This is a genomic window from Segatella oris, from assembly GCF_900637655.1.
Classification (GTDB): domain Bacteria; phylum Bacteroidota; class Bacteroidia; order Bacteroidales; family Bacteroidaceae; genus Prevotella; species Prevotella oris.
Map to the genome: position 1 here is coordinate 179,877 of NZ_LR134384.1, position 19,625 is coordinate 199,501.

General features: G+C 45.8%; 15 protein-coding genes. 4 read left to right on the forward strand and 11 right to left on the reverse strand.

Annotation, left to right across the window (positions count from 1 at the left end):
• Positions 1-94 precede the first annotated feature (94 nt).
• A complete protein-coding gene (alaS, locus tag EL210_RS00800; RefSeq protein ID WP_018919338.1) occupies positions 95-2,758 on the forward strand; it encodes an alanine--tRNA ligase in 2,664 nt (887 codons plus the stop codon).
• A gap of 85 nt (positions 2,759-2,843) precedes the next feature.
• Here alaS and EL210_RS00805 read toward each other — a convergent pair whose 3' ends face one another.
• The 4 genes from EL210_RS00805 to EL210_RS00820 all read right to left on the reverse strand — a co-directional run bounded on the left by EL210_RS00805 (position 2,844) and on the right by EL210_RS00820 (position 7,450).
• Positions 2,844-3,491 (reverse strand): SprT-like domain-containing protein, encoded by a 648-nt coding sequence (locus EL210_RS00805; RefSeq protein WP_018919339.1) that lies wholly within the window; start codon positions 3,489-3,491, stop codon positions 2,844-2,846.
• The gene (locus tag EL210_RS00810; RefSeq protein ID WP_232000398.1) at positions 3,482-4,795 is read right to left on the reverse strand and encodes an alpha/beta fold hydrolase; all 1,314 of its coding nucleotides are present in this window, start codon (positions 4,793-4,795) and stop codon (positions 3,482-3,484) included. Before EL210_RS00810 ends, EL210_RS00805 begins: the two co-directional genes overlap by 10 nt.
• A 48-nt stretch (positions 4,796-4,843) precedes the next feature.
• Positions 4,844-5,443 (reverse strand): glucosaminidase domain-containing protein, encoded by a 600-nt coding sequence (locus EL210_RS00815; RefSeq protein ID WP_025879599.1) that lies wholly within the window; start codon positions 5,441-5,443, stop codon positions 4,844-4,846.
• A 363-nt stretch (positions 5,444-5,806) separates the two neighbouring features.
• Positions 5,807-7,450 (reverse strand): ATP-dependent DNA helicase, encoded by a 1,644-nt coding sequence (locus EL210_RS00820; RefSeq protein ID WP_197721031.1) that lies wholly within the window; start codon positions 7,448-7,450, stop codon positions 5,807-5,809.
• Positions 7,451-7,456: 6 nt separating this feature from the next.
• Between EL210_RS00820 and EL210_RS00825 the strand changes: the two genes are divergently transcribed.
• The 3 genes from EL210_RS00825 to rsmD are packed head-to-tail and all read left to right on the forward strand — an operon-like array spanning position 7,457 to position 9,357.
• On the forward strand, positions 7,457-7,996 hold the full coding sequence (locus tag EL210_RS00825; RefSeq protein WP_004377671.1) for a hypothetical protein: 540 nt from the start codon (positions 7,457-7,459) through the stop codon (positions 7,994-7,996).
• Positions 7,997-8,004: 8 nt separating this feature from the next.
• Entirely contained in the window at positions 8,005-8,817 is an 813-nt protein-coding gene (locus EL210_RS00830) for a DUF3822 family protein (protein WP_025879597.1), read from the forward strand.
• Between the two features lie 9 nt (positions 8,818-8,826).
• Entirely contained in the window at positions 8,827-9,357 is a 531-nt protein-coding gene (gene rsmD / locus EL210_RS00835; protein WP_018919344.1) for a 16S rRNA (guanine(966)-N(2))-methyltransferase RsmD, read from the forward strand.
• A 61-nt stretch (positions 9,358-9,418) separates the two neighbouring features.
• Here the strand turns inward: rsmD and EL210_RS00840 are convergent, their stop codons facing one another.
• From EL210_RS00840 to EL210_RS00870, 7 genes are all read right to left on the reverse strand, one after another.
• Complete coding sequence (locus EL210_RS00840) at positions 9,419-10,093, reverse strand: hypothetical protein (protein ID WP_018919345.1); 675 nt, start codon at positions 10,091-10,093, stop codon at positions 9,419-9,421.
• 146 nt (positions 10,094-10,239) lie between these two features.
• Entirely contained in the window at positions 10,240-11,217 is a 978-nt protein-coding gene (locus EL210_RS00845; RefSeq protein WP_018919346.1) for a hypothetical protein, read from the reverse strand.
• Between the two features lie 30 nt (positions 11,218-11,247).
• On the reverse strand, positions 11,248-12,135 hold the full coding sequence (locus EL210_RS00850; protein WP_126370186.1) for a tetratricopeptide repeat protein: 888 nt from the start codon (positions 12,133-12,135) through the stop codon (positions 11,248-11,250).
• A gap of 654 nt (positions 12,136-12,789) precedes the next feature.
• Positions 12,790-13,443 carry a carbohydrate-binding family 9-like protein gene (locus EL210_RS00855; protein WP_018919348.1) on the reverse strand — a complete coding sequence of 218 codons (654 nt, stop codon included), beginning with the start codon at positions 13,441-13,443 and terminating at the stop codon, positions 12,790-12,792.
• Positions 13,444-13,479: 36 nt separating this feature from the next.
• Positions 13,480-15,660, reverse strand: coding sequence for a GH92 family glycosyl hydrolase (locus EL210_RS00860; protein WP_025879596.1), 2,181 nt, complete (start codon positions 15,658-15,660; stop codon positions 13,480-13,482).
• A 171-nt stretch (positions 15,661-15,831) separates the two neighbouring features.
• A complete protein-coding gene (locus EL210_RS00865) occupies positions 15,832-17,517 on the reverse strand; it encodes a sialidase family protein (RefSeq protein WP_018919350.1) in 1,686 nt (561 codons plus the stop codon).
• A gap of 7 nt (positions 17,518-17,524) precedes the next feature.
• On the reverse strand, positions 17,525-19,609 hold the full coding sequence (locus EL210_RS00870) for a beta-N-acetylhexosaminidase (RefSeq protein WP_025879595.1): 2,085 nt from the start codon (positions 19,607-19,609) through the stop codon (positions 17,525-17,527).
• Positions 19,610-19,625 lie beyond the last annotated feature (16 nt).

Here is a 19,625-nt window from a genome sequence, read left to right on the forward strand (position 1 = left end):
ATTCTATGAACTCTCTCCCCCCATCTCTAAACTTTTTTGTATCTTTGCCACTGATTTTTCAGAATGAGAACAATTAAAAAACAATATATTGAAGATGATGACAGCAAATGAAGTCCGTGAGTCTTACAAGAAATTCTTTGAAGGTAAGGGACACAAGATTGTAGCATCAGCCCCTATGGTCATTAAAGATGACCCCACGTTGATGTTTACCAATGCTGGAATGAACCAGTGGAAGGACATTATTCTCGGTACAAAAGACCCGGGAAAAGACGTGCGCAGGGTAGACTCTCAGAAGTGTCTTCGCGTGAGTGGAAAGCATAATGACCTCGAAGAAGTAGGTCATGACACCTACCATCACACGATGTTTGAGATGTTGGGTAATTGGAGTTTTGGCGATTATTTCAAGGAAGGAGCTATCGACTATGCCTGGGAATACCTTGTCAGTGTGCTCCATCTTAATCCTGAAGACCTTTATGTAACCGTGTTTGAAGGTTCACCTGAAGAAGGACTTGAACGTGACGATGAGGCTGCATCTTACTGGGCAAAGCATGTCCCGGCTGACCATATCATCAATGGAAACAAGCATGATAATTTCTGGGAGATGGGAGATACGGGGCCATGTGGTCCCTGTACAGAGATCCATGTAGACTCTCGCACACCGGAGGAAAAGGCTAAAATGCCCGGTCGTGAACTTGTCAACAAAGATAATCCGCAGGTGATAGAAATCTGGAATATCGTTTTCATGCAGTACAACCGCAAGGCAGACGGCAGTCTTGAACCGCTTCCTATGCACGTCATTGATACCGGCATGGGCTTCGAGCGCCTTGTTCGCATGCTGCAAGACAAGCACAGTAACTATGACACGGATATCTTCCAGCCAATCATCAAGCAAATAGAAGCAATCAGTGGAAAGAAATATGGCTTCACAACGCCTACCGGATTGAATGGTGAAGGCAAGGACGAACAGGAGAAGATTGACATTGCCATGCGCGTGGTTGCCGACCACTTGCGTGCCGTTGCATTCTCAATTGCCGACGGACAGCTGCCGAGTAATGCCAAGGCGGGCTATGTCATCCGTCGCATTCTGCGTCGTGCTGTGCGCTATGCCTATACTTTCCTCGATCAGAAAGAAGCTTTCCTGTATAAGCTTTTGCCTGTTCTGGTTCAGGAAATGGGGCAAGCTTATCCCGAACTTCCTGCTCAACAAGAGCTTATCGCCCGCGTGATGAAAGAAGAAGAAGACTCTTTCTTGCGCACATTGGAAAAGGGAATCAATCTTCTGAACGGCGATATGGACGAGCTGAAAGCCCATGGACAGACTGAATTGGACGGCACAAGCGCCTTCCGTTTGTTTGATACTTACGGCTTTCCACTTGACTTAACCGAACTCATTTGCCGCGAACACGGTTACACAGTAGATGAGAAAGGCTTCAATGAAGAAATGGCTAAGCAGAAAGCTCGTGCTCGAAACGCAGCTGTTGTAGAGAATGGAGACTGGGAAGTGATAAGAGAAGGAGAGCAAGTATTCGTTGGTTACGACTACACGGAGTACACTTGCCACATTCTTCGCTATCGAAAAGTGACCCAGAAAAAGAATACTTTCTACGAGATTGTACTCGACTACACGCCTTTCTATGGTGAAATGGGCGGTCAGGTTGGCGATCAAGGCACACTTGTCAGCGAGAACGAGACCGTCGAAATCATTGATACGAAGCGCGAAAACAACCAGAGTATCCATATCGTTAAGCAACTTCCGAAAGATCTTCAGGCTGAATTCATGGCTTGTGTAGACGTGGAGAAACGCAATGGAAGCGCTGCTAATCACACGGCAACCCACTTGCTTGACTATGCGTTGAAGCAGGTCTTGGGCGACCATGTGGAGCAGAAAGGCTCGTATGTTGACCCGACTACGCTGCGATTTGACTTTTCTCACTTCCAGAAAGTAACCGATGAAGAGCTTCGTCAGGTAGAGAAACTCGTCAATAAGATGATCCGTGAGGACTTCCCTCTTGATGAACATCGCGACACTCCGCTTGAAGAAGCCAAGGAACTTGGTGCAGTTGCACTCTTCGGAGAGAAGTATGGAGACAAGGTTCGCGTGGTTCGTTTCGGGCCAAGTTGCGAGTTCTGTGGTGGCATCCACGCCAAGAGTACAGGACGTATCGGTTTCTTCAAGATTATCAGTGAAAGCAGTGTTGCAGCCGGCATCCGCCGTATTGAGGCCTTAACGGGCCAGGCTTGCGAAGATACAATCTATGCACTGCAGGACATGATGAATGACTTGAAATCCATGTTCAATAATTCCAAAGACCTCAAAGCTACGCTGAAGAAGTTCATCGGAGAGCATGATGAGATGCGAAAAGAAATCGAGAAGTTCCAGGCACAAGCCGTTGAACGCACCAAGGAGGAGCTTCTCAAGCGCGCACAGAACGTCAATGGTGTTCAAGTGATTAAGGCTGTGTTGCCTTTAGAGCCTGCAGCAGCCAAAGACCTTGCTTTCAAATTGCGCGAAAACATCAGTGAAAATCTTGTTGCAGTCATTGGAAGTACGGCAGGAAATAAACCGCTGTTGACCGTCATGTTCAGTGATGACATGGTGAAAGACCACTCACTCAACGCTGGAACTATTATCCGCGAAGCTGCCAAACTCATTCAAGGCGGTGGCGGTGGTCAGCCTCATTATGCACAGGCTGGCGGCAAAAACCTTGACGGTATCAGTGCAGCTGTCGACAAGGTTATTGAACTTGCTAATCTGTAATCAGATAAATATAAATCTCACAAAATCAACAAAGCCTCACATCGTGATGATGCGAGGCTTTAATTTTGCTTGCTATTAAAATCTTTCAGACAACAATCGGCGTCATTTCGGCCGTTTTCTTTTCATACACCTCCATTGAAACGCGGCGACCACGAAGGCTTCTCACGCGCGGAAATTCCATGAAATAGCGGTCGCGAGTGGTGTACCAACTGAAGCTTTTCACACGACTTACACAGCTGATATTACGGTCAATCTCATGCGCATAGCGTGGATTTACTACCGAAAACAAATGCTCTCCCGAGTCAAGAAGCAAGGCCAGAACAAGAAATTCGCGGTCAGGTTGTGGCTTTGCAGGCTTTGTCCCGCGCGTGGAACCCGTCACCTTGATATTCCAACCATACTTTCTGTTGAACACTTCAGCCATTCTTCGGAACACAACTCCGTGTGGCGAAGTGTCTTTAACTCCCGTATAAGCAATATGATAATGTATCATCTCATGCAACAAGACATTCTGAAAATCGCGTTCAGAAAGGTCATAGTAGTTGCTTAGTCGAATGGTAAAATCAGAGAATTTCGTGCCTCTGAACAAACGAGTTACCCGCTTGCACGACATTGATCCCAAGCGCGTTTTCGACCGAGACAATGCCAATCGAGGGAGCGGAAGCCCACCGTCAAAGTATTGTTCATTGAAAGTGGTGAACCATTGCTCCATCCATTGCGTGCTTATTTGCATAAAGTTTTAATCAGAAAATCAGAAATCAAGGCGTCAGCACGATAGAGATTTTGCGTAAAACCATGGTCAAAACCATCAAGAAGCACATATTCACTGTTCTTCCAAAGCTTGTGAAAGCGCTCTCCATAAGTATAAGGCACGAGCCTGTCTCCCGTTCCATGCACAATGAAAGCAGGGCCATCATAGGGTGCAGCAGTCTCATATATCGGCAAAGAAAAGGCAGTTACGATGTAATCGCGACCGAGTTTCTTGCCTTCAAAGAGTTCAACAGACTCCGGAGGATCAAGCGGATTGCAGCTTTTTCCAAACGCACTGCCGCGGATTGCGTCTTCTCTTATCACGCCGGCCGGTGCCATCAATGCCACCGCTCTAATCTTCTTGCTGCCCAATTCGCCTGCCAACATACTCGCAACGACGCCACCTTGCGAATGTCCCGACACCGCAACAGCATCCACATAAGGCAATGCTGCAACATAATCATACACCTTCTTGGCATCTTCTATCTCGTTCAACACGGTCATTTTAGAGAAATCTCCCTCGCTCTCTCCATGCCCATTGAAATCGAAACGAACAGAAGCAATGCCATGAGCCTGCAGCGAATCGGCAATCAGTTCGTTCAACTGACCACCCTTGTTGCCCATAAAACCGTGCAATATCATCACCATAGGGCACTTCTCACCTGCCGAAAGCACAGGTTTCTGAATAATAGCAGCCAACTTTCCCATAGCTCCTTCTATCGTCACTCGCTCTGAAGTGCCGGGGATAGTCTTCTTCTCGGCCGTCATTTCCGTCAGTGTTTTCTCCACCTTATCCGACAAAACAGATCCCAACACCACGTTGCCATCCTTGCCGATAATATACATGGCAGGGATCCACTTCACGCCATAATCCTTCGAAATCTTCGTGTCGTGCCACTTCTTCAGCTCGCTGACTGCGGTATATTCCATGCCATATTTCGCAATCGCTTTCGTCCAATTGGCTTTATCGGTGTCGAAAGATACGCCCACGAAAGCCACACCTTTATCCTTAAACTCGCGGTACATGCGCACCACATTAGGCGCATCCTTGCGGCAATCCGGGCACCAACTGGCCCAGAAATCAAGCACAACAATCTTTCCTTTCAGGCTACTCAGTCTGAAATTCTTGCCCTCTGCCGTCTTCAAATGAAAGTCGGGAGCCTTTGTTCCGGGCTTCAACAACTCCGTTGCATACTTGCTGTCCGCATCAGGAAAATCCATCTGTGCCCTGACAACGACGCAGCTCATGAGCATCATTGCCATTACAACCAAACTTTTCAGCTTCATTTCTATCATCATTTTATAGTCAATAATCTTTCAATTCATCCTTTCCTACTACAGCGTCCGCGCTATACGCCTCACCTTTGAGGTATAGGCTTTGTCTTCAGCATAGCCAATGCGATCAAGAAAAGCATAGTAATCGCCACTGATATACTTATACTGAACGGCATCACGATAGGCTCTCACGCAGTCCATCCAATTCGGAAACTCGAAATAACTGCCGTCAGAGGGCCTGCGAAGTCCAAAGATATTATGAATGGTCAGACACACATTGCTCGTGAAATTGCCTGTTTCGAGCAGCGCTTGTGCCATGACTATCTTCTTAAACTTAATGCCATACTGATCAAGAACATCTGAAAGGTTCTCTAAATTCAATTCCAATTCGGGCACAATCTCTGCCTCGGGATAATCTTCGGCATAGGTCATACCATCAAAAACAGGCTGCTGTTTCATGCTGTCGTTTATCAAAGGAACAGCCACAACATCAGCCTTTGCCTCACCAGGCAATATATCCTGTGCCGAAACCCACGCGGGCATCAGGCACAATATAAAAGAGAAAAGCGTTTTCAAAACAATATTATTTTTATCATTATAACGCAGTATCCAATGGAATATTATATCTATCAGATGGCTTTCTGCTCTGTTTTGTATCATCTGATGCCAACTTTCCCACCTGCTTATCCTCTCCCTTTTCTACTTCTTCCCATGCTCTTCCATCGGTATCACAATCCCCTTAAAATCCAATGCAAAACCTCTTGGTTTTCAACATGCCTTTCTCTGTCTTGTAACATGCGTCATGTTACGCTGTGAAATGACGCATTTCGCACGGTAAAACAAGGCATATTACACCGTAACATGACGCATATGAGAAAGCTGTTCCTAAGAAGTTGATACTCAATATGATACATAACAATATTTCAGAAAATACAAATTCCCGACAACTTCATGACGTCTACCTTCATATCCCGCCTCTTCATATCCTGTATTCTCATGGTTGAGAGGTGTTCAAAGAAATCATCAGGAAGAATGGTTCGCCTCTTCTGTCTGTGCCTTTGGCCAGTTCACGAGGAACAATTTCTCTGTAGCACGCGTGAAAGCTGTATAGAGCCAGTGGATATAGTCAGGCGTAAGCATGTCGTCGGTCATATATCCTTGGTCGATATACACGTGTGCCCACTGCCCACCTTGCGCCTTATGACAGGTCACGGCATAGGCATATTTAATCTGCAAAGCATTGAAATATTCATCTTGTTTGAGTTTAGCCATGCGGTCACGCTTTAGGGGAATGTCGGCATAATCCTCCATCACAGCCTCATAAAGCTGCTCCTGTTGCTCATGAGTCAAGGCAGGAGCCTCCGTGGTCAGCGTGTCGAGAATAACCGTTTGCTGCATTTCAAAATCGTCGTAATCGGGAAATTGCAACCAAACATCAGCGAAACGGAAACCAAACAACTCGCGTATATTGCGCACACGTTGCACCTTTACGCGGTCACCATTGGCTATGAAAGCCAGCTGACCATGGTCGCCTTGCGGTTTATCAAGATATTTATTCTTGACCACCATCAGCAGATCTCCGGTACAAAGTTCGTCTTCACGGTCGAGCACTGTAGCCCGAATGCCTTGGTTGTAGACGTTGGCTCGCTTGTTACTCCGCGTAACCACCATGGTTTCGTCCATGCCCACATCGGCGTAACTGCTGCTAATGCGCTCCACAAGTTCGTCACCCGGCACCATGACAATATCTGCAAACCCCTTGAAACGAATGCGGGGAAGCCCTACTTTTAACAAGTTATCACAAGAAAACTCGCTAAAATCAAGCCCACTATTTGATGCTGTCTGAACTTTCCCTTTCCTTGGAGAAAAACTTGAGTTGAGCCTACTTTCACCCATATTACTATCTATAAGCCCACTATCTGACTGCAACAGAACCTCCCCTCTCCTTGGAGAGGGGGCGGGGGTGAGGCTTCTTATATACGTTGCATTCACCAAAATCCCACTATCTTGGCTCTGCCTGAGCACCTCCCTCAAGTCACATTCATAGACTTTCAGCCCCATAGCCTCAAGAACCTCGGCATGAAGTGCAGGCGCTTCTTCCTCACCTACAGGCGGCAACTGGGCACAATCGCCCACCAACAACATATGGCAATTCTGTCCATTATAGACAAACTGCACCAGATCGGAGAGCAAATCGCCCGTTCCGAAGTCGCTCGTCATTCCCCCACCTCTGCCTATCATCGAAGCCTCATCAATCATAAAGAGCGTGTTTTTGTGCATGTTGTCGTTCAGATTAAACTGTCCCCCAATGCCCGAATAGCTTTTCTCACGATAGATTTTACGGTGAATGGTGAAGGCAGTGTGCCCACTATTCATGGCAAAGACCTTGGCAGCACGACCTGTAGGCGCCATTAACAGCAGCTTTTGTCCTAACCGAGTGAACGTGCGCACCATTGCTCCGGCCAATGAAGTCTTACCCGTTCCGGCCGAACCACGCATCACCATGACGCAGTTTTGCTCCCTATCGGCTAAGAAACAAGCAAAGGTTTCAAGGGCGTTCAACTGGTCATGCGTGGGCGTAAAACCGAACTCGCGCACCACTTCATCTATAAATTCCTGTATTTTCAATGCAATAACGTAGAAAGTTTTTTGTAACTTTGCAGACATCAGCACATGCTTTGCACGCGCTGGCCTATCATTAACGCTACAAAGATAGAAACAATTATCGGAATGAAGCTGGCAAAACATCATAATTTATGGCTCACGCTGTGCGTTCTCGGATTAGTGGTCATCTGCTTTTTGAGCATCAGTGCACCTATCAGATTTAAGAAAGAACAAGGCATTCGCGAGCAAGCTGTCATCAATAGATTGGCAAAAATCCGTGCTGCTGAACTTAAATACTATCGCATCCACAAGGTCTATACGGGCGATTTCAGCGTGCTTATTAAAGGTGGTTACTTAGCCGACAGTCTGCAATATATTCCCTACAGTGACGGTAAGCGCTTTGATTTGGCCGCTACGGTGCAAGTAAGTAAGAGCGGACGGCAATTGCCTTTGGCCGAATGTGGGGCCACATACGACACCTATCTCAACGGACTCGATGAGAATAGCATTGCTAATCTCATTGAAAAAGCCAATGAAAGCGGACGCTATGCAGGTATCCGCATAGGTGATATTGCCGCCGGTGACTCCCGACTATCTATCAATAAATAACGAAATCTATGGCAGAAAATCCAATCATACGTCCTCCACACCGCGTCACTTTAAGGTTGACCGGCAACACAATGTCGTTTGCTATCGTCGACGAACAGGCTATCAATGGACTCGTTTATGAACCTTATGTAGTGAAAAGCGGCATGTCGACAGCAGCCAATCTGCGGGAGGCTTTCACTGAAAGTCAACTGCTTAGCAAGGGATTTCAGCGTGCACAAGTGCTTATCGACACGCCGGTGATGCTCGTTCCATTAGAGGAATTCAATGCCGATGACACTGAAACGCTATATCGTTACACTTTCACGGGCCATAAAAATGAAGAACTTCTCAACACCATTTTGCCCACACAGAATGCTGTAGCAGTGTATCCTATCAACAAAGATGTTAAGCTTGTGCTGACCGATCACTTCAAAGACATCCGCATTATGCCATTGATGCAGCCCGTGTGGAACTATCTTCACAAGCGCAGTTTCGTAGGAACGAAAAAGAAACTCTTTGCATATTTCCGTGGAAAACAAATGGATGTGTTCAGCTTCTCACAGAACCGTTTCCGCTTTTGCAACCGCTATGAGGTGGTCAACGATAACGATGCAGCCTACTTCATGCTCTATGTTTGGAAACATCTTGGCTTTGATGTGCACGAAGATGAACTGCATCTTTGTGGTCATTTGCCCGACAGAGAGATGCTCACAACCAGCTTGAAGGAATATATTCAGAAAGTATTTGTCATCAATCCTGCAGCAGAATTCAACCGCGCTCCTATCACTAAGATAAAGGATTTGCCGTTCGACATGATGACTTTATTTGTAAAAGGCAGATAAAAAAGCAATATGAGAATCATCACAGGAACCTATAAAGGCCGTCACTTCAATATACCTCGTACGTTCAAAGCACGTCCGACAACCGACTTCGCCAAGGAGAATATCTTCAATGTACTGCAAGGTTACATTGATTTTGAAGGCGCAACAGCTCTCGATCTCTTTGCAGGCACAGGCAGCATTTCATTGGAACTCGTCAGTAGAGGATGCAAACAAGTGGTCAGTGTGGAGGCCGATCGCGACCATGCCAACTTCATTCGTCAGTGTTTTGCTAAGCTCAAGGAAGATAAAGACTTGTTGATAAGGGGCGATGTATTCCGTTTTTTGAAGAGTTGTCATCAGCAATTCAACTTTATTTTCGCTGATCCTCCATACGCACTAAAGCAACTTCCCGAGATACCCGACCTTATCTTGAATGGCAATCTGCTTGCTGAAGACGGGCTTTTCGTGTTTGAACATGGCAAAGATCAAGACTTTTCGGCGCATCAACGCTTTGTAGAACATCGCAGTTATGGCAGCGTAAACTTCTCGATATTCAAGTAAGTGCTGCCTTTGCACTTATCTTAATGCCTATAACTTTCATCCTATCATCACTCTTTGCATGCTATTCCTGGGGATCTTTTGTAGTTTCAAAGCATTTGTAAATATAGTAATAGAACAGCAAGGAAACGAAGAATGAGATAAAACCCAATATACCTGCCACCGCAAAAGACCATTCACCAAGCGATTTTGTAAGTATAGGAATACCGGCATTCACAATCATAAGCAACGCCAACAGTACCAAGCCACAATCTTTTATGCGCCCTGAGAAACTGAAAGCCAACACACATGCCACCACAAGCCATGCTCCGGAAAGCAGGAAAAAGGAACCAATCTGCAGATAAGAAACCACCCGTGAGACTGTTGAGAAATAGAAAGAGGCATCTGTTCCAAACCAGGTAAAGACAGAACCCAACATAAAATTAGATACTAAAGCCACCATAAACACTAAGCAAGCCCATTGTCCCCAATGTGCAATACGCCTTAAAGCTACCCACAACTCATTCAGAATGACACATTGAGCAACCACAACTGCAGCTCCCAAGATAAACATAAAGACTTTTCCTTTGACAATAGGGAGCAACAATAATAAGCCTGCATTCTCTGCATTCCCCGGCAAACCTGGCAGCACAATGTTACGGATTACCGTCAGCACAATCACCACCCACAGGCTCACAAGCAATCTTCTATGCTGCTTCTTGCTGACTTTAAACATTGAGATTCCCTTATATTCATTCATAACTGATGATTATTTGATTTCCTAACTATTCTTCTTTTCTTCCAAATATAGCACTTGATTATCCATTAAGCCACACAAGTCATGAACAGAAAGACCACAAAAAGCATTATGAAAACAGATAACAGACGCTTCATCTCCATGCAGATTTAATCTTCATCATAGGATAGCTGTTCCCTATGATAGGCTTCTGCAGCCCGAAGATAAGGTTTGAATGCAGGTTCATCAGGGTTTTCATAAACACACTGCAAGGCTATAGCTTTCACCCATTCAGCATCATTATAACCGTCTTCTTCTGGGATATACTGCCAACAGGCATGGATATTAAATTCATCTTTAAGCCTCCTGATTTCCTCATTCAAAGGCTTTTTGGGATGCACCCAACACTCTATTTTCTCCCTCAAGCTAAGTTTTGACACACGAATACGCTCATATTCAGCCCAATAAGCATCTACATCAATGGGGTCTTTCACCTTTCCATGGAGCGCATCCAACACATATTGCACATCTTCGGGCTTGCGGTAACGTGCCAAAGTGACTAAAGCCTCTATGTAATGGTCGTTTAAGAAGAGGGCTTTCACACGTGTATAATACTGTGGATGAGGGGGAAGTTTCATTAGCAACTGCGTGAGATAACCGAGATATTTGGCGTGGGGTGTGAACAAAACACAACTATCGATAGCCAATGAGTCGGCTTTCGTCAGCCCATAATTCCGACCTTCCTGCTGCAGGATTTCTATGCGGAGATTAGCCAGCGACTCCATATACGAATCACAACCATATAGTGCCGGCACACATGCCCGACTTTGAATATCCATCAAAGCAAGGTTTTTGGCAATGTCAGGGCGCTGCTTCATGAGTGCGATAAAGGCTGCCAAACGCGTCATCGGCACGCTGTCTGCCGCAGCCAACTGATAGAGTTCATCGGACGTAGCTACGTCTCCTAAAGCCTCAATCCATTCGTCCTGATGCGTAATTCGCCCCTCATAGCCCACTGCACCAGGCGTATAAGACCTGCCAATCCGCTGGATGATGCGCTCAACTTCCTGACGAATAACAGGAGATTGACAGCCAACCAAAAGGCAAGTAAACACAAAACACAATCCAAAAAACTTGATTTTCTTCATCTTAAAAACCTATTTTCATTAACCATTCAGCTACCACTTCAGCCCCAGCTCACGCTTAGCGTCATTGCAAAACTCTTCATTTGCACTCTTCAGCAGCTTCTTATAGAATGCAATGGCTTGCTTCTTGTTGCCCGTTTCCTTAGAAAGGGTGGCAATATTAGCTACAACAATGTCATCATTTGGCGCCAAGTTATGCAACTGCAGCAATACTTTTAAGGCCTCATTTTTCTCTCCTTTAGCCGTCAACAACGCCGCTTTATCATTCAGAAAATAAATGTTTTCAGGATAACTCCTTAGCACATGATTGACAAAAGCCATGTTAACAGCGTCTTCCTGCGCGTCGTAGAGCTGACGAAAATAGCTTTGCAGCGTGGAGAAGAAGAAGTCTTCAGCTTCTGACGGCGTAGACTTATCGTTTGTCCAAAGCCACTTTTGATGATTAATTACCGAACGGTCAACCACATGTTTCAATGTTTCAACAGCATCGTTCGCATGGTTTTCAAGCAGTTGCACATGGACTTTACCAAACCAAAGGTCGAGCCTGTCGGGATATTCTGCCAAACCTTCATCAAACTTTTGATAGAGTTTGCCCATCTTTTCAGCATCATAGTACACATGATCGGTAATAGAACCAGCCTTATTTCCTGTTAAATCAGTCAGCAAAAGTCCATCATGTACCACCGTATCAGCCGAGAGTTGCAACACTTCTTTGCGTGCTTCCAACAACAAAAGATTACACCATGCGGCATATGTGTCGCCCGATAGCCCTGCTTTCTGCTCCCATTCAGGAATAAAAGCGCGCAGACCAACCGTGTCTTCCTTATCCAACAACTCCTGAAAATGCGCGTAGTAGTCGGTCTGCCCCCACGCCATGAGACTGCAAAGACAAACTGCAAAAAGAACCACTCTCCGTTTCATATCACATCGTATTAAAGGATTTACACTGGCAAATATAGTAAAATTCTGTCAAAAGTCAAGTTCTTGTGAGAAATAAAACGCAATCTGCAGCGATATCATTCTGTAAAAATTCTTATCCCGTTTTTAACACTTCCAGACATGACCAAATAGAAATGAAAAGCCACTTTCTTTGCATCTATAAAGCCATTTTATGGCTTCGACACCCTCATTTCTTTCCTCTTGCCTTACAATTTCAGTCACTTTACCGCCCAATATGACTGAGATGACCGTGTGATTTGATGCAGATTGCAAGATAATTTGACGCAGATTACAAGGTTATTCGATGTAAAACACGGCTTCTCTCAACATGATTTCACATTGCTTCTTGACTTTATTTTCATAACTTTATGATAGACAACGGATTACAAAATATCAAAATACAGCACGTATTTTGAACGAGAGAGCCTGACATTTTGAATACGCGAGCTATACAACGGCTATTGTAAAGTTTCTTGAAAGAAATTAACCTATAATTCATTACGTAGGATGATACTGTGGCATATCAAATGCTTTCGCGCGTTTCGTGCAATGGATGACAGCAGCGCAAAAGCAGATCTGCGAGGCCATACATTGCATGAAACGCGCGAAAGCGTAGGAATATCCCGATAAAGAAGACTACAAGAAGGTGATCTGACCAAAGAAATCGGGACGATGAAAGTCGGGAGATGCCACGTCAATCGGGTTCCAAGAGAGGAAATGAGGACGCGAAGTCTTGTCACCGCACTTATAGAAATTGGCACGCATCTGCTGTCCAGACAGGTCAACTAAACGGTGCCGGAAGAATGAGGACACGGGAACGACCAACGAAAGTTCCCAAGCCTGCGCCCCATTCTTCGTGTCGAAAGGCGTTCTTCCAAGTGAAGCCCAGCGGTCAATCTGATCGAGTAGTGCAACAGGTGCAGGTGTTCTGTGCTCTCGTGTCTGTCCATTGCAGAGCAGAACTGTACCGATACAGTTGGTTTCAAGATTGTAATAGCCTCCTTCTGCATCGGGACTGACAAAGAATTCGCAGCATGAATCCTCCCACACGGGACCGAGATCATTGCCCGAAACGGCACGCACGCTATCCTCTTCTACCCGATAATGAATCATGATAGCATCGCCTTTATGGGCTATGGCAAATTCAACATGGGGGCAATAAGGGTAGTCTGACGGCCAATCTACAGTGTCTATCTTGTGATATTCAACTTTTTCGGTCTTGAAAAGAGAGGGAATATCAGCAGCTTTCACCTGCTGACAATCTAAACGTTTTACTTCTATTTGTTTCATTTCTTTAGGATTTTATGCTTTACTCCACTACTTTCTTTAAGGTCTGTCAGCAGGTTTTACACCGAATTTCGAAGGCTTGCTGCCCATCACAAACTCTAACTTGCCACCGCGAACGATATCCTTGAAGTCGATATATGAGCGGGTATAGGGCTTTCCATTCAGCTTAACGCTCTGGATATACATGTTTTCTTTGCTGTTGTTATGCGCAATAATCCGGAATGTTTTGCCCTTGCCAACGTTCATGGTTGCCTCATCAAAGAGCGGAGAACCAAAGACATAACGACCTCCGGCAGGCTCAACTTGATAGAAACCCAAGGAAGAAAGGATGTACCAGGCAGACATCTGACCCACATCTTCATTACCACTCAAACCGTCGATATTATCATGATACATCGTATTGAGCACCTCACGGACACGCGAAGCGGTTTTCCAAGGCTGACCGGCATAGTCATAGAGATAGACAATATGGTGGCTGGGCTCATTGCCATGCGCATATTGTCCGATCAAACCCGATATATCAGGAGAAGCATCTTCGCCCATGTCGCCCTGCACAATGAAGAGAGAGTCGAGCTTGTTTGTAAAGGGTTTGTCGCCACCGAAGATTGAAATGAGACCGTGGACATCATGAGGCACGAGCCAGATATACTGCCATGCGGTGCCTTCTGTATAGTCGTCAGCACGGTGAATGGTCTTGAATGGGTCGAAAGGTTCGCGGAAATGCCCCTTGGAATCAATGCCCCGCATGAACTTAGTCTGCTTATCGAAGTAGTAATCACGGTAAGATTGGCTGCGTTTCAGGAAGTACTTATAATCTTTCTCGGCCTTTAACGCCTTGGCTAATCTTGCAATACAGCCATCAGCCAAGGCATATTCCAAGCCTTTGGCTACGGTTTCATGAGTGGGGTCAAGGTCGCAAGGAAGATAACCATACTTTTTTAACAAGTCCAAACCACGGTCGCCGAAGAGCTGTGTCTTCTTAGCTGCATCCAAAACTGCATGCTTATCCACGTCGAAACCCTTCAAGGCAATGTCTACAAGCACAGGAATACCAGGGTTACCCACCATGCAATCAGTTTCATTTCCCTCTAAATACCACACGGGAAGACGGCCTTGTTGCTGGGCGATATGCAGCATGGTTTGTGCAATGTCGCGTTGCTTTTCGGGATGAATGAGCGTCATCAGCGGGTGAGCAGCACGATAAGTGTCCCACAAAGAGAAGGTAGTATAAGGCGTGAAGTCACCGTGATAGGTCTTGCCATCAGCACCTCTGTACTCGCCATTCACATCATTAAACACCGAAGGTGCAGTCATGGTGTGATACAAACTGGTGTAGAAAATGCGTTTGTCGGTAGCGTTGTTGGTCTGGATATCAATCTTTCCCAACTCCTTGTTCCATGCCGTCTGTGCATCAGCCACAACGGTATTGAAGTTCCAATTGGGCGACTCTTGCAGTAAATTCTTGCGGGCATTCTCAATACTTACACTTGAAATGCCCACTTTCACCATGAGCGGTTGACCTGTTGGTTCAAAGGATAGCACACTCAAAGTGTCGCCCTCCATAACCTGATGAATGATGGGTTGCGAGAATTCAGCTACGAAGAACACACGTTGGTCCTTAGCCCAACCCGTTGAAAAGCGTGTACCTACAACGGTGTTCTGCCCCTCTTGCTTCATAGAGCAGGCTGTCATCTTGTCCCAACCAATACCTTGCGACAGGTCGAGCACTACTTGTTCCTGCTTCACATCAGCAGGGAAAGTGTAGCGATGGAATGCTGTTCGCGGTGTAGCGGTAAGCTCAACGCGCACACCATTGGCCAAAGTTACGGCATAATACCCCGGCGTTGCATACTCAGCTTTATGTGAGAACTTCACCTCGCGCTCGTTGTTTTTCGTCACCGGAAGCAAGGCAATGTCACCCAAGTCGCCGATACCCGTGCCGCTAAGGTGCATCTGTCCGAAACCAACAAGAACAGAATCGCTGTAATGATAGCCTGAACACCAGTCCCAACCTTGCTTCTTCTGCGTCGGGCCGGCTTGGATATGACCGAAAGGAACGTTAGCTCCGAGGAACACATGCCCATGCCCTCCTGTGCCCACAAAGGGGTTGACATATTGCGTATAGTCTTGCATCGTGGGCTGAGTTGCCGCTTGTAAGCCTGCAACGCCAGCGAGTGGGAGCATCAATCCCAATAACATTTGTTTCATACTGAATATCATTTAGTTACTGATTTCTATTTATCTGTTTTTGTTTTCTGTTGTAACCGTTTTGCGAAATGGGTCATATTACTGTGTGAAATGCGTCATATCAGAGCGTAAGATGAGCCATATTAGCGCGTAAGATGAGGCATATTGCAAAACCGTTTGAGCGATATGGTTTTACCCTATGGTTTATTCTGTCAGGCAAACGGACCCTCTTTTCACAACTGTGTTGGGCGTATGATCTTGCCCTTTCCCTGTAATCAAGTCTTTGAGCGGTATAGCTTGGAATGTCATCTGTGCTACACTGCTCTCATAAAGAATGCCTACGGTTTCGCGATCTATCATCGTAAGACAGCTATATCCCCAGCCATAACCATCGTCTAACAGCACTTGATGCTCGTTTTTCCATGTCTTTCCGTCATCAAAACTCATCTTTATAGTGATGTTTTTGCGTTCCTTTGGGTCGTTAGGATTGGCGAAAAGCAGGATATTCTTACCCAAGACATTGTCCTTGGCACGCACACTGATGAGGCTTCCCATGCAGATTGGCTCTTGCAAAGCCTTGATGTTAGAAGAGTGTTCCTGCCATGTCTTACCCCAATCATGTGTGGTATACACCGCCCTTCCACCGCCACTCTGGTTCCGCATGTTGAGCATAAGTTCGCCATTAGGCAGTTCTGCCACCTGCGCTTCAGTGGTGTTGTTGCATGCCGGCTCCGAAATAGCCCATGTTTTTCCATGGTCTTTGCTATACATGATACCTGCATGAGGCACTCGGTTCTTATCAATAAACTGCATAGCAAATACTAATGTGCCGTCTTTACAGGTGATACCACGGCCTGGCCCTTGGAAGAAGAAGTACCATTCCGGGTGCTTCAGCTGTGCTGTCAGATTGATAGGAGCCGACCATGTGCGCCCATCATCGGTGCTTTTTGACATCATTAATTGTGCCGTATGATACTTGTCCATACCCGGTTGTGAACTTACCCACGCCCTTTGATTACCCATTCCATGAGTCCAAGTGCCTACAACCCAAATGGTATTATTGGTGTTATCCACCAAGATTGCAGGGTCGCCGACACCGTTTTGGGCAGCAGGAAGACCGCCATTCTCACCAAAAGACAATGGCAGACGCATGGGTTCCCATGTTTTCCCATTATCAGTGCTGCGGCTTAATCCTACATCTATGTGTTCTTGTAGGTCGACACTGCTGTTATAGCGCACGTCATAAACCCCAAGAAGTGTACCTTTATTTGTCGTCACTAAACCAGGGATACGATACGCAGAAACGCCATCATCACCCGCATGACGCACACCTATGCCCATTCTTCGCTCCATATCGGGAGTTGAGGTGTTGACAAGTGGCAGTGCTTTTCCGTCGGCAACAGCCTTTGAAAGCACGGCTTTCAACTTTGTTTTAACTGGCACATTGGGCTGCATTTCAATGCTCACCCAGAAATAATTTACGCCTGGGAAGAGTTGTTGTTTGGCTTGTAATGTGAGATGATGTGCCGTAGGTTTGAGTTCACTTCGCAGCACGACATACGACGGTATGGCACGTAAAGTCTTGCCAGGTGTAAAGTTTGTGATGTAATCTACAGGCGCAAAGCGCATCTTTTTGCTATGTTGCCGAGCCTCGGTACCCCCATAATAGAGACGGATTGTCTTCACTTGATTGATTGGGAAGGCCTTGTCAAGGTCGACTTCAACGTTATCCAACGTCTTAGTTTCCGTGGCATCAAGTCGCATCAACAGCAATATATTGTCGTGACGCTCTATGAGAATAGGCACTTGTGGCTGCTTAATAAATAAGGTGTCGGCTGCTTTTGCATGAAAACTGCCCAAAAGAAGTAACGCAAGGAGTATCTTTTTCATACGTAATTTATTTTCGGTTAATGATTATTTCGTCTGTAAAGAGCCAACTGTCGGGCTCATGAAGCTGCGCTTTGATATGCACATAGCGACCTTTGGCATGCCCTTTCCAACGGTAAGGATAAATGAGATAGCCTGCAGAAGGTTGGATATCACAAGTTGTTTTGTCGATTTCAACATAGTCTTTTCCACCTGCCGACACACCAATTTGCACTGAAGCAGGGGTATAAATCATGCTGGCAGGCTGTTGCATGAAGTTGATTTCAATGTCTTTAATATCTGTAACCTTCTCCATATCTATGATGACTTCCACGCCTTTAGGGTCGATAAAGCCTTGCCATCTACCCTCGATATATCCCCAGTTTCCACCGCGTCCATTGGTCAAAGTGCTATCACCTTCGGCACGATATTTAGGCGCATACTTACTCAGATAGGTCACTCTTTTGTTCAAAGCCTCATGATTAATGCCGGAAACAAATTCTTTTCGCTCCCCAATCTCATGGGGCAAATCGAAAGTGTTGTAGCCTTTCTGCTGTAAGAAAGCAACGGCATGAAGTGCCCGTTTACGGAACTTTGCATAATCCTTAGGCCCATTTGTCCATCCAATCTCAGCCAAAGCTAAGGCTCGGGGATAGAGCATATACTCCAAATGTTGGGGAGTTGAGATGTATTCTGTCCACACATTACCTTGCAATCCCTCAACAAAAGCTTCGGTTTGTGGTGTCCTGCAACTATCAGGAAGAGGCTCATAACCATACGTTTTCTCAAGTGTTACGAAGCCACCTTGTGCCTTTGGCTGTGTCATTGGCGCGTCTTGATACATGTCGAGATAGCAATATTCTCCGGGAGTCATCACAACCGGATGTCCTTTTCGTGCGGCTTCGAGTCCTGCTTTGAAGCCTCTCCACGACATGACAGCGGCATTTGGTGCGAGTTTTCCTTCCATAATCTCATCCCAACCCATGAGTCTCCGACCATGACTGTTGAGAAACTGCTCTATATTTTCTGTGAAATGACCTTGCAATTCGGCTGTTGTATTAAGTCCGTTTGCCTGCATCTCACGTTGACAATCGGTGCAAGTGGCCCATGTTTTACGCTCTGCTTCGTCGCCACCAATATGAATATAAGAGGAAGGAAACAGTGCCATAACTTCCATAAGCACATCTTTCAAAAACTGATAGGTACTGTCTTTTCCTACACAGAAATCGGATTGACCGTGCACTTTGCCTCCACATGCAAGCTCTGGATAGGCCCATAGCACTTCATTACTATGCCCAGGCATTTCTATTTCGGGTATAACCGTGATGTGTCGGGCTGCAGCATAGGCCAAAAGATCGCGCACTTCATCCTGCGTATAATAGCCTCCGTAAGCACCGGGAGCTTCTTTTCGGCAGAAAGTTCGGTCACCGTTGTTCCACCATTTCTCCCAATCTTCCTGTGTTCTGTAGGCAGTTTCTTCCGTCAGACGAGGGTATTTCTTGATTTCCAAGCGCCAACCTCCACCATCAACCAAATGCCAATGGAAGCGATCAAACTTGTAATAAGCCATTGCATCAAGCTGTTTCTTGAGCACATCTATAGGGAAAAAATGGCGCGAACAGTCTATCATGATGCCTCGGTAGGGGTATTTGGGCTGGTCGGTAATAGTCACATAGGGAAACTTTCCATTCTCTTCGAGTTGTCGAAGCGTTTGCAAACCATAGAAAAGTCCCATGGGTGTGAGCGCTTCTATCTTCACTCCATGGTCGGAAATGCTAAGATTATAACCTTGAAGCCGCACACTATCCGCTGCCATTTGAGCCTGCCGGGGTGTTCCTGTGCATACCAACTGTAAGAAACAGCCACTATCTTTGTGTACAGAACGTTTCTTTTTAGTATTTAATTCTTGGCTTATTGACTGCGGGATGTAATCTTTCAGTAGGGCTATATCCTTTCCATTGAGGTTGGACATGATACCTTCCAACTGACTTGAAGCCAAGGTTCCCTTACCTTTAACTATACTTTGGGGCTTCGGAATGATGTTTTGCGCGTGGGTTTCAAAACTAAAACACGCGACCAACAAAACTATTACACCTAATTTTACGTATGATTTCATTTCATCAAGATTAGCT

Bases quoted from the DNA above. Each gene is read 5' to 3' on its own strand.
- EL210_RS00840 (WP_018919345.1), bottom strand. From the start codon at position 10,093: ATGAATGAATATAAGGGAATCTCAATGTTTAAAGTCAGCAAGAAGCAG.
- EL210_RS00825 (WP_004377671.1), top strand. From the start codon at position 7,457: ATGCTTTGCACGCGCTGGCCTATCATTAACGCTACAAAGATAGAAACA.
- EL210_RS00855 (WP_018919348.1), bottom strand. From the start codon at position 13,443: ATGAAACAAATAGAAGTAAAACGTTTAGATTGTCAGCAGGTGAAAGCT.
- EL210_RS00820 (WP_197721031.1), bottom strand. From the start codon at position 7,450: ATGTCTGCAAAGTTACAAAAAACTTTCTACGTTATTGCATTGAAAATA.
- EL210_RS00860 (WP_025879596.1), bottom strand. From the start codon at position 15,660: ATGATATTCAGTATGAAACAAATGTTATTGGGATTGATGCTCCCACTC.
- EL210_RS00810 (WP_232000398.1), bottom strand. From the start codon at position 4,795: ATGAAGCTGAAAAGTTTGGTTGTAATGGCAATGATGCTCATGAGCTGC.
- EL210_RS00815 (WP_025879599.1), bottom strand. From the start codon at position 5,443: ATGATACAAAACAGAGCAGAAAGCCATCTGATAGATATAATATTCCAT.
- EL210_RS00845 (WP_018919346.1), bottom strand. From the start codon at position 11,217: ATGAAGAAAATCAAGTTTTTTGGATTGTGTTTTGTGTTTACTTGCCTT.
- EL210_RS00850 (WP_126370186.1), bottom strand. From the start codon at position 12,135: ATGAAACGGAGAGTGGTTCTTTTTGCAGTTTGTCTTTGCAGTCTCATG.
- alaS (WP_018919338.1), top strand. From the start codon at position 95: ATGATGACAGCAAATGAAGTCCGTGAGTCTTACAAGAAATTCTTTGAA.
- rsmD (WP_018919344.1), top strand. From the start codon at position 8,827: ATGAGAATCATCACAGGAACCTATAAAGGCCGTCACTTCAATATACCT.
- EL210_RS00830 (WP_025879597.1), top strand. From the start codon at position 8,005: ATGGCAGAAAATCCAATCATACGTCCTCCACACCGCGTCACTTTAAGG.
- EL210_RS00805 (WP_018919339.1), bottom strand. From the start codon at position 3,491: ATGCAAATAAGCACGCAATGGATGGAGCAATGGTTCACCACTTTCAAT.
- EL210_RS00865 (WP_018919350.1), bottom strand. From the start codon at position 17,517: ATGAAAAAGATACTCCTTGCGTTACTTCTTTTGGGCAGTTTTCATGCA.
- EL210_RS00870 (WP_025879595.1), bottom strand. From the start codon at position 19,609: ATGAAATCATACGTAAAATTAGGTGTAATAGTTTTGTTGGTCGCGTGT.